Below are 9,354 nucleotides of genomic sequence, written 5' to 3' on the forward strand. Positions count from 1 at the left end.
CCGCGGCCAGATCCGGGCGCGGATCAATGGTTTCGGACATCTCGGGCGATGTCATGACGTCAGAAATGGGGTGGCCTGTCGCCACCATCGCCAGACGGGCGGCACCAAGGGCTGCGCCAAATTCGCCCTTCGCGGGCAGGCTCAGCGGCAGGCCGAGGATCGAGGCGAGGCTTTCCAGCCAGAACCTTGAGGCGGTGCCGCCGCCGATGGCCAGGATGCTGGTCAAATCGGTGCCGGTCGATTGCAATGCCGCAAGGCAATCGCGCAGGGCAAAGCCGACACCTTCCATCACCGCTTGCGTCAAGTCGGCCTGATCGGTGGCAATATCAAGCCCCACAAACGCGCCGCGAATGGCGGCATCATTATGCGGTGTGCGCTCGCCCGAAAGATAAGGCAGGAACAGCACCGGCGACGGGCCGGAGATTGTGCCCGGCAGCTTGCCCGCCAGCGTCGCGGGGCTCTCGCCCACGGTCTTGGACAACCAGTTGAGGCAATCGGTGGCCGCCAGGATCACGCCCATCTGATACCAGGTGTCGGGCACGGCGTGGCAGAAGCTGTGCACGGCCGCCTCCGGCGCAGGCGCGAACCTGTCCTTGGCGGCCAGCAGCACGCCCGACGTGCCCAGCGAAACAAACCCGTCACCTTCGCGCAAACAGCCCACGCCGCAAGCCGCCGCCGCATTGTCACCGCCGCCGCCCGCCACCGCGACCGGGTCGGCAATGCCCCATTTTTGCGCCAGCGCCGTGCGCAACTGGCCGCCGCTTTCGCTGCCCTCGATCAGGCGCGGCATCTGATCGGCGCGCATATGCCCGGCCTCCAGCAGCACATCCGACCAATCCCGCGCCCCGACATCCAGCCAAGACGTGCCGGCCGCATCCGACATGTCCGACACATGATCGCCGGTCAGCCAGAGGCGCAGGAAATCCTTGGGCAACAGCACTTTGGCGGTGGCGGCGAAAATCTCTGGCTCATGGGTTTCGACCCAAAGCAATTTGGGGGCGGTGAAGCCGGGAAAGACGATATTACCGGACAGATCGCGCACCATTGGCGTGGCATCCAGCTCCGCCGCCTGATCTGCGGCGCGGGTATCATTCCACAACAGGCACGGGCGCAGCGGTTGATCATCGGCCCCGACCAGCGTCGCGCCATGCATCTGCCCCGACAGACCGATCGCCTTGAGCGCGGCAAGCGGCCCCGGTGCCTCTGCCTGAAGCGTCGCCATCGCGGTCTCGCAGCCGGTGATCCAGTCGGCAGGGTTCTGTTCGCTCCAACCAGGATGCGGATGGCTGACCGGCCAGGCCGCTTCCGCCGAAGCCACCACCGCACCGGCCGCATCGACCAGCACGGCGCGCAAACCCGACGTGCCCAGATCAAGGCCCAGATACATCATTCCTCCCCCCGAAACGGGCAGCATGGCCCGCAATATTTATTTTGCTGACCAAAATAATGCACCCGAAACACGCGCCGGTCAACCGCCCCGCCAAGAAAACGGGCCTTCGGAGATGTCCGAAGGCCCGATAAGGCGTGGAGGGTTTGACGGCCCGTCACATTTGCATGGGCAGCCAAAGAACGATGATCGGAAAGGACACAAGCAGGGCGATCGTAATGCCATCGGCAATGAAAAACGGCATCACGCCCTTGAACACATCCTGCACGGTCAGATCATCGCGCACACCTGCCACCACGAAACAATTCAGGCCGATGGGGGGTGTGATCAGACAGAACTCGGCCATTTTCACCACCAATATCCCGAACCAGACCGCGGCCATCGGGCCTGACATGCCAAATGCGCTATCTGCGGCCGCGACATCCATGCCGCCATTCAGGGCCATGAAAGCAGGGAAAACAACCGGCAGCGTCAGCAAAAGCATCCCGATCGCATCCATGAACATGCCCAACACGGCATAGGCCAGCAGAATGGCAATCAGGATCAGCATCGGTGGCATGTCAAGCGATGTCAGCCAGTTGGAAAATGCCCCCGGAAGATCGGCAAAGCCCAGAAACCGGACATAGATCAGCACGCCCCAGATAATGGTGAAGATCATCACGGTCAGCTTGGCCGTTTCCAGCAGCGCATCGCGCAGCGCCGGCCAGCGCATACCGCGATACAGCGCCATCAGGAAGATGATGAACGCGCCGATCGCGCCGCCCTCGGTCGGGGTGCCCCAGGCGTCTCCGCCGAACGGGTTATAGACAAAAAAGATGATGATCACGACGACCGCCACGATCGGCAGCGCCGGTGGCAGGCTCTCGAATCGTTGCCGCCATGTGAACCCGGTGAGAGGCGGCCCGAAACCCTTGATCGTCAACGCCATGCCGATGATCAGCAGGGTATAGACGATGGCCGAGAAAACGCCCGGAATGAACCCCGCCAGCAGCAACCGCCCGACATCCTGTTCCACGATGATCGCATAGATCACCAGGATGGCCGAAGGCGGGATCAGCGAGGCCAGCGTGCCTGCCGCCGCCACAACCCCGGCCGCAAAGCGTTTGTCATAGCCAAGCGCCAGCATTTCCGGGATCGCGATACGGGCGAACACGGCAGAGGTCGCCACCGACGCACCCGACACGGCCGCAAAACCGGCGGTCGCAAAAACCGTGGATACGGCCAGCCCGCCGGGCACCCAGGCCATCCAGCGTTTGGCAGCCTCAAAAAGCGCCTTGGTCAAGCCCGCGTGATAGGCGAGATAGCCGATCAGGATGAAGGTCGGGATCAGGCTGAGCGCCTGCGAGGATATCTTGGAATGCGGCACCTGCCCGGCAGTCTGGACCGCAACACTGAGCGCCCAGACGAAATCTTCCGGATCATATCCGCGCCGGCTCCAGAAGATCCAGACCAGGCCGATCAGCCCCGACATGCCGGCCGCAAAGGCCACCCGCATGCCAAGAATGACGGTCACCAGCATGAAGCCTGAAACGATAAGACCGATTTGAATGGGTTCCATGTCAGCGCCCGCCTGCGTTATTGCCGCCGGAAACCGTCGCGGCCTCCTGTGCGGCCTGGGTTGCGGGATCGGCAATCAGCGGCACGCCGACGGGCCGTTTCTCGCCACTTATGAGGGCCCGGGCATAGATAAATACCTGCAACGACAGTCGCAGGCACAGCACCGAAAACGCCACCGGGATCAACAGTTTCGAGGGCCAGATTGCCAGGCCGATATCCATGGAACTGTCGCGGCTCCACATCGGCTGGCTCAGGTCGAAACTGCGCAGGAAATGCGCGAAAGTGCCCCAGACCAGAAGCAGCATCAGCACCAGGATCAACAGTGTCGTGAACAGCTCGGCCAGCCACATCGCACGCCCGCGCAGCTTGCCGACCAACATATCCATGCGTATATGCCCGCCCTCGCGTTGCGTATAGGCGATACCCATGAAGGCAATCAGCGGCATCGCCTGTTCGATCCAGTCGACATAGCCGGGAATGGGCTGGTTCATCGCATTGCGCCCACCGACAGAGACCACAGCCAGGATCATCAGCCCGAACACCGCCAGCCCGCTGATCAGGGCAAAGACATGTTCCAGACGGTGCAACCGGCGGTCCAGCCGACTGACAAAACTGTCATCGGTCAGGACAAGAGAGGCTCCGGCCATTGCGGATCTCCTTTTTTGGATAGTGGGGATGGTTGAAAAAGGCGGCCCGCCCCTTTTGGTCGGGGGCGGGCCAATTGGCTTACATATTGCCTTCGGCAATCAGGCCGGTGACCATGTCATAGAGTTCCTGCGCCGGCAATCCGCGGGCGGTGTTCTCCTCGATCCAGGCGGCGGCGGCAGGGGCGGCGGCGGCCTCACGGAAGGCCGCGATTTCTTCATCGCTGAAGGTCACCAGTTCGATGCCGCGTTCCTCCAGCGCCGGGCCCCAGGCGGCCATGGTCTGGTTGTTGTAATAGTCGATGTAATAGTCGAGCGCATCATCGACGGCATCCAGCAAAATCTCGCGGTTTTCCTCTGACAGATCCGCCAGCGCGTCGGAATTGACCACGACGGGGCAGTTCACCGTGCCGGGGTTCAGGTTCGTCGTCCACCAGGTGGCGCTTTCGATGGTGCCAAAAGACATATGCGCATGCGGCGCAAAGGCAACCGCGCTGACCACGCCGCTATCCATCGCCTGACGCACTTCGGTGGCCGACATCGAGGTCGGAACCGCGCCGATAGTGGCCATGGCAGCCCCGATGCCACCCGTGGCGCGCACCGCCATGCCTTCGAAATCGGCCAGGGTCGAGGGGGCATCGCCGGTTCCGACGATATTGTATTGCGGCAGCGGCGAAGGCATCAGCGGCACCGCATTCCAGCGCGCCAGATCCGCCAGCACCGCCGGTTCCTGATAGAGCGCCATGGAAATCTCGCGCTCCATCTCCAGGCTGGTGACACCCAGGAACGGCAGTTCCAGAACGGTGATCGAGGGGTTCTTGTCGGGGTGATACCCGGCACAGAACTGCGCCATCTCGAAGGCACCGATCGAAATGCCATCAAGGTTTTCACGGTTGCCCGACAGGCCACCATAGGAAATGTTCATGGTAAACTCGCCATCGGTGCGCTCGGCCACCAGTTCGGCCAGGCGCTCGATATGTTCGGTAAAGGCCCGGCGCGAGCCCCAGACGGATACATTCCATTCCTGGGCCATTGTCTCGGTGGCAATGCCGACGCTCAGCGCGGAAATGGCAGTAGCGGTTAGCAGTTTTTTCATCAGATCCTCCCAAAGATCGCATGATTGCGGATGGGCGGAGTTTTTCACGAGTTATGCGGCATGGCTATGAAAGAAATTGCGCAAGCTTCGGGCACGGGCCTGCGGAAATCCGCGTGAGGGTCTTTCGCGGGGAAATTCGGTGTAGGATCCGGCCCCTAAAGCAGCGCGTCCTTGTCCAGCCCCAGTTTGACGATCTTTTCGTTCAGCGTGCGCCGGCCGATGCCCAGCGCCTCGGCCACCGCATCCATGCGGCCTTCATGGGCACGCAGCGCCTTGCCGATCAGCTCGCGTTCAAACACCGCCACTGCCTCACGCAGGGTATCGGGCACATCGGCGGGGGCCTCATTGGCGCGAATGGCATCGGTGACCGAGCCACCCCCGCGCCGCGCCGCCAGCACCCGACGTTCGGCGGCATTGCGCAGCTCGCGGACATTGCCGGGCCAGTCATGCGTCAGAAGCGCGGCCATGTCGGCCTGGGTCAATTCAGGCGCGGCGACCTCATAGATACGGGCGGAATGATCCAGGAAATGGGTAAACAGCAACACCAGATCATCGCGGCGCTGGCGCAGCGGCGGCAGGGTCAACACAACCGTGTTGAGGCGAAACAGCAGATCCTGCCGCAGATGGCCGGCCAGAACGGCCGCACCAGCATCTTCATTCGAGGCAGACACCACCCGCAGATCAATCTGCACCGGGGCCGGGCTGCCGATCGGGGTTACCTCCTGCTGTTCGATCACGCGCAGCAATTTGGCCTGCACCGGCAGCGGGCAGGCGCAGATCTCATCCAGAAACAGCGTGCCGCCGCTGGCCGCAACCAACCGGCCGGTGTTCTCGCCCTTGACGCCGAACATCTCGGCCTCGAACCGGTCCACGGCAATCGCGGCGCAGTTCAACGCCAGAAACGGCGCATCAGAGCGCGGGCTCAGGTCATGCAGGGCGCGCGCGACCAGTTCCTTGCCGGTGCCGGTTTCGCCCTGCAGAAACACCGGCGCGTCGGTGGTGGCCAGATCCAGCACATCGCGGCGCAGCGCGGCAATCTCGGGCGTGGTGCCCAACAAGATGCGATCCAGCCCCGACAATTCGGCCAGCCGCGCGCGCAACCGGTCGGTGCCACGGGCCATGCGGTGCTGTTGGCCGGCATGGCGCAGAATGCTGAGCAAACGGCGCGGGTCATAGGGTTTTTCGACAAAGCTGTAGGCCCCGTCCTGCATCGCCTGCACCGCCATCGGAATATCGCCATGGGCCGAGATCAGAACCACCGGCGGTGCGGTGACGCGGTCAAGCGCCGCCAACAATTCCAGCCCCGACATTTCCGGCATCCGGACATCGGACAGGATCACATCCGGGGCCAGCCCCGGCAGCCGGTCGATCACCAGTGACGCACGCGCCAGCGCCTCGACCCGCCAGCCCGCCGCCTCCAGCAGATCCACCAGCGAGGCGCGCATGGACCTGTCGTCATCGACGATCAGAACGCTGAATTGCGGGGTCATTCTGCGGCCTCCTCAGATCGTTGCGCCAGCGGGATCTCGACCCGAAACACGGCCCCGCCCGAAGGCCGGTTCCAGGCCCGCATGACGCCATGATGTTCGATCACGATACCCGCCGATATGGCCAGGCCCAGGCCCATGCCCTGCCCCGAAGCGCGGCTGGTCACAAAGGGCTCGGTCAGATCGGCAAGGCTGGCATCACCCAGCCCATGGCCGCGATCGGCAACCTCGAACCAGGCGGTTCCGGCCTCGCCGCCGACAGAGACCGTCAGCGCCCGATCATCGCCATCTTCCATCGCGTCAATTGCGTTGCGCAGGATATTGGTCATCACCTGTTCGATGCGCAACCGGATGCCCTGCACGATGACAGGCCCCGCCGGGCGATCCTGGCTCAGGGCAATATCGCCCGCCTCCAGATTGGGTTGCACCAGCTTCACCGCCTCATCCATTGCCGCGACCAGATCGACCGGGCCAAGCGCATCCGCGCCGGGGCTGGCAAAGAATTTCAGCTGCCGGGTGATGCCTTCCATCCGTTCCACCAGCCCGGTCAGACGTGGTGTGATGTTTGCGTTGCCGCCCAGTTCGGCGGCGGCCAGATGGTTGCGCATCGCGGTGATCGGCTGGCCCAGCTCATGGGTGACCGATGCCGCCAGCTGCCCCAGCGCCGCCAGACGGCTGGCGCGGGCCAGTTCATCGCGGGTGCGTTCCAGGCGGCGTTCGGCGGTGCGGCGGTCCTCGATCTCGACCGCGAGGCGTTCATTGGCGCGGCGCAGGGCGGCCTCTTCGGCCTCGGACCGGGTCAGCGCGGCCCGAATCGACGTATTGCGGCGCACCAGCACGACCACACCGACGCCGCCCGCCAGCACCAGCGCCAACACGGTCGCCAGCCAGCTCCCCGTGGCCACCGGATCGACACTGGCGAAATAATGCAACTGCCAGCCATGCGGCAGGTCATCCCCGATCAGGTGGATCACTTCCTGACCGGCAATCTCGGACCGGCCCGAGCCGTCCGCCCGCCAGTCCAGAGGCTCCAGCGCCTGGCCGCTGAATTGCCGCGCCGAAGCGATGGTGGCGCGCTGTGCGGCGTCCAGAGGGGCCAGCGTGCGGTATTTCCAGGCCGGGTTCGAGGCCAGCAGAACCACGCCATCCGCATTGGCCAACAGCACCTGTTCGCCACCCTCGCGCCAGGATTGTTCCAGCGCCGAAAGGTCCAGCTTGATGGCAATCACCCCCATCACCTCGCCGGTTTCCGTCAGCACCGGATCGGCAATGAAATATCCCGGCAGGCCGGTGGTGGCCCCGATACCGTAAAACCGCCCCTGCCGCCCCTCCATAGCATCGGTGAAATAGGGCCGGAAAGAATAGTTCTGCCCGACAAATGACCCCGGCTGACCGGCATTCGAGGCCGCGATCGTCAGCCCCTCGGTATCCATCAGATAGATTGCATCCAGCCCCGCCTGCGCCGCGAAATCGGCCAGCCTCTCATCCAGCGGCCGCGTCGGCCCGCCATTCGCCGTGGCAATCACAAACGGGTCTTGCGACAGCACAAAGGTCAGATGCGAGAACCGGTTCAGTTCGGCCACCACGGTGCTGCGATACAGCGACAGCCGCCCCTCGGCGCGGGTCACTTCCCCGGCCCGGAAATAGCGCGCCGAGGCCCAATAGGTGCCGGCGGCAATGCAAAGAAACAGCAAGATCAGCAGCAGGGGCCGGGTCAGTTTCATGGCAGGGACGCTCAAAATGGGCAATTGGGTTGGGTGATAGCCGGTTTTGCCGCGATTGCAAAACCGCAGCCGCGTGGGGCCAGCCGCCTCACGCCCCGGGCCGGGCCGGGACGGAACTGGCGCGCGCGCCGGAAACATCTTTGCGGCCGGTTGGCATGGCGCGCGCGCCAACTACCGGCGCAACCGATTCCGGGGCGAAACCATCGCCGTCAGGGCTCTGAACGTCGCCGCCGCCCGTTTCGCACCATCAGCCCCCCCCGGCCCGACATCCAGCCCGACATCCGGCCCGGGTTTTCGCCGCCTTCAGGCCTCAGCCGCGCAACCGGCTGCCATCGGCATCAAACGGCGCGCCATCCAGAATGCGGGCGCTGTGCGGGCGGCCCAGTATGGCAATGTGCAACTTTGTGCCCGGCGCAGCGTGATCGGCCTTCACATAGCCAAGCGCCAGCGACAGGCCGACATGATAGCCATAAGCCCCCGAACTGACCTGCCCCACCGGGGTGCCATCGGGCAGGAAGATCGGCTCACCTCCGGTGGCATCGGCAGTCTCTGCCTCGACCTCCATCACCACCAGCACTTCGCGCGCCGGCCTGTCGGCAATCGCGACATAAGCGGATTTGTTCAGGAACTCCTTGTCCATCTTGATCAGCCGCGCCAATCCGCTTTCCTGTGGCCAGTATTCCGGCGAATATTCCCGGCCCCAGGACCCGTATCCCTTTTCAACCCTCAGCGACATCAGCGCCCGCCCGCCCACAGGGCCTGCGCCCAGATCCCTGCCCGCCTCCAGCAGCGCCGAATAGAGCGCCACCTGATCGGCCTCGGCGCAGTGCAGCTCCCAGCCGAGATCACCGGTAAAGCTGACCCGGATGGCAATCACCTCGATGCCCGCCACCGTGATCCGGGCCGATCGCATGAAGGGGAAATCGGCGTTGTCCAGGGGCGCGTTGGTCAGGCGCTGCAACAGCGCGCGCGATTGCGGCCCGGCCACATTGAAGCCGCACATCGCCTCGGTTCGGCTGGTGAATGTGGTGCCCGCAGGCAACGGGATCGCCTTGAAAAACCGCTGATGAAAGCGTTCGGCCATGCCCGACCCGACCACCAGAAAATCATCCTCAGCCAGCCTGGTGACGGTGAAATCACCGGCCACGCCGCCACGTTTGCCGATCAGCGGCGTCAGGCAGGACCGGCCCACCGCGCGCGGCATCCGGTTGGCGAACAATGCGTTCAGCCAGGTCTCGGCCCCCGGCCCCCGGACCTCGTATTTGGCAAAATTCGAGATGTCGATGATCCCGGCCACGTCGCGCAGCATCCGCGCCTCACGGCCCACCGGGGCCCACCAGTTCTGCCGCTCAAAACCATAGGTCTCGTGATCCGGTTCACCCTTGGCGGCAAACCAGAGCGGATGCTCCCAGCCATAATTCAGGCCAAACTGCGCCCCGATGGATTTTTGCAATGCATG

Annotated in this window: 7 protein-coding genes; all 7 read right to left on the minus strand. The window is 64.1% G+C overall.

Annotated features, from left to right (window positions below; all coding sequences use genetic code 11):
* Nucleotides 1–1,387: xylulokinase (gene xylB, locus ACW8PS_RS06030; RefSeq protein WP_491526409.1), on the minus strand; the 1,387-nt coding region annotated here is incomplete at its 3' end.
* Between the two features lie 157 nt (nucleotides 1,388–1,544).
* Nucleotides 1,545–2,945, minus strand: a complete 1,401-nt coding sequence (locus ACW8PS_RS06035) for a TRAP transporter large permease (protein ID WP_491526410.1) — start codon at nucleotides 2,943–2,945, stop codon at nucleotides 1,545–1,547.
* A gap of 1 nt (nucleotide 2,946) precedes the next feature.
* Nucleotides 2,947–3,591, minus strand: a complete 645-nt coding sequence (locus tag ACW8PS_RS06040; RefSeq protein ID WP_491526411.1) for a TRAP transporter small permease subunit — start codon at nucleotides 3,589–3,591, stop codon at nucleotides 2,947–2,949.
* A gap of 79 nt (nucleotides 3,592–3,670) precedes the next feature.
* Nucleotides 3,671–4,684: a TRAP transporter substrate-binding protein DctP gene (gene dctP / locus ACW8PS_RS06045; RefSeq protein WP_491526413.1), complete on the minus strand. Its 1,014-nt coding sequence runs from the start codon at nucleotides 4,682–4,684 to the stop codon at nucleotides 3,671–3,673.
* A 155-nt stretch (nucleotides 4,685–4,839) separates the two neighbouring features.
* Nucleotides 4,840–6,174 carry a sigma-54-dependent transcriptional regulator gene (locus ACW8PS_RS06050; RefSeq protein WP_491526414.1) on the minus strand — a complete coding sequence of 445 codons (1,335 nt, stop codon included), beginning with the start codon at nucleotides 6,172–6,174 and terminating at the stop codon, nucleotides 4,840–4,842.
* Entirely contained in the window at nucleotides 6,171–7,895 is a 1,725-nt protein-coding gene (locus ACW8PS_RS06055; RefSeq protein ID WP_491526415.1) for a sensor histidine kinase, read from the minus strand. The genes ACW8PS_RS06050 and ACW8PS_RS06055 overlap by 4 nt, the downstream gene beginning before the upstream one ends.
* Before the next feature lie 310 nt (nucleotides 7,896–8,205).
* On the minus strand, nucleotides 8,206–9,354 hold a 1,149-nt coding region (locus ACW8PS_RS06060), incomplete at its 5' end, for an aminomethyl transferase family protein (RefSeq protein ID WP_491526416.1).

This window comes from Alterinioella sp. (genome assembly GCF_058343375.1).

Bases quoted from the DNA above. Each gene is read 5' to 3' on its own strand.
- ACW8PS_RS06040 (WP_491526411.1), bottom strand. From the start codon at position 3,591: ATGGCCGGAGCCTCTCTTGTCCTGACCGATGACAGTTTTGTCAGTCGG.
- dctP (WP_491526413.1), bottom strand. From the start codon at position 4,684: ATGAAAAAACTGCTAACCGCTACTGCCATTTCCGCGCTGAGCGTCGGC.
- ACW8PS_RS06055 (WP_491526415.1), bottom strand. From the start codon at position 7,895: ATGAAACTGACCCGGCCCCTGCTGCTGATCTTGCTGTTTCTTTGCATT.
- ACW8PS_RS06035 (WP_491526410.1), bottom strand. From the start codon at position 2,945: ATGGAACCCATTCAAATCGGTCTTATCGTTTCAGGCTTCATGCTGGTG.
- ACW8PS_RS06050 (WP_491526414.1), bottom strand. From the start codon at position 6,174: ATGACCCCGCAATTCAGCGTTCTGATCGTCGATGACGACAGGTCCATG.